Origin of the sequence: Kitasatospora sp. NPDC007106, from assembly GCF_040634455.1 — a bacterium.
Taxonomy (GTDB): domain Bacteria; phylum Actinomycetota; class Actinomycetes; order Streptomycetales; family Streptomycetaceae; genus Kitasatospora; species Kitasatospora arboriphila.
Genome location: NZ_JBEYFP010001452.1, coordinates 1 through 1,045 on the forward strand (window position 1 = coordinate 1; position 1,045 = coordinate 1,045).

Consider the following 1,045-nt stretch of genomic DNA (forward strand, 5'->3'; position numbering starts at 1 on the left):
CTTGGCCCCGGGCGAGGCGGCGGCGAGCTTCAGCACGGGCGCCGGCTTGGCGGGCTCGGCGCCGCCCTGCGGCAGTTCGATCCAGCGGTCGACGTGGCCGTCGGAGTAGGTGACCAGGCTCTTGAAGGCGACCGACTTCTCGTTCGGCAGCTGGCGCACCTTGATCTTGTAGGCGGCGCTCTTGCCGGGGGCGAGCGCCGCGCCGGCCACCTGGTAGCCGTCCTCGGACGGGGTGAAGGTCCAGCCCTTGGGCGCCTCGACCAGCGTCACGTCGGACGGGGCGATCCCGGCCGGCAGCACCACCTTGACCTGCTTGATGCCCGCGCTGGACGACTCGCCCTCGGCGTCGAAGGCGACCACCGCGTCGGTCGCCAGCGCCTGTGCCGTCTCGGACTCGACCTCGACGTGCGCGAGCGCCGGGGCGGCCAGGGCCAGCACACCTGCCGCGGCGGCCAGCGGCACGGCGGCGCGGGCAAGGAGGCGGGATCGGTTCATGGCGGCGGTGCTCCCCGGGGTGGGCGGCCGGCCGGCGGCCGGTTCGGCGTCCTGCCCATGATGCCGCACCGGGGTGTGCCGCCCGGCCCCGATCGCCGATTCCGATGATCTAGTGGCGCTCGCGCGAGGTGAGCCGTACCCTCACCGCGGCGTGCACCTCGGCCTCTTCCGCCGGGTCGGCGGCGAGCCGGCGCAGGCGCTCCAGCACGCGCACATCACCCGTTGTGGTGACGTGGCGGGCGGCGAGTTCACGGGTCGACTCCTCGCAGTCCCAGAGGCACTCGACCGCGGGGCCCTCGGCGAAGTGCGGGTCAGTCGCGGCGAGCGCGCGGGCGGCCCGGCCGCGGAGTTCGGAGGAGACGGCCTCGCCGTAGACGTGGCGCAGGGCGGGGACGGCAGCGGCGGCGGCCAGCCGCCCCGCACCGTCGACCAGGGTCGCCAGGCCCGCGCCGTCGGTGCCCCGCACCGAGATCCAGCGGCGCAGCGCCTCGACCACCAGCGGGCCGTCGGCGGCTTCGCCGGCGTCGGCGAGGAGCTGCACGGCGGCCTC

General features: G+C 76.1%; 1 protein-coding gene and 1 pseudogene. Both read right to left on the reverse strand.

What is annotated here, in order from left to right:
- On the reverse strand, nucleotides 1-495 hold a 495-nt coding region (locus ABZ641_RS39215), incomplete at its 3' end, for a DUF1775 domain-containing protein (protein ID WP_359989521.1).
- A 109-nt stretch (nucleotides 496-604) separates the two neighbouring features.
- Nucleotides 605-1,045: pseudogene (locus ABZ641_RS39220) on the reverse strand (HEAT repeat domain-containing protein); the annotation flags it as partial.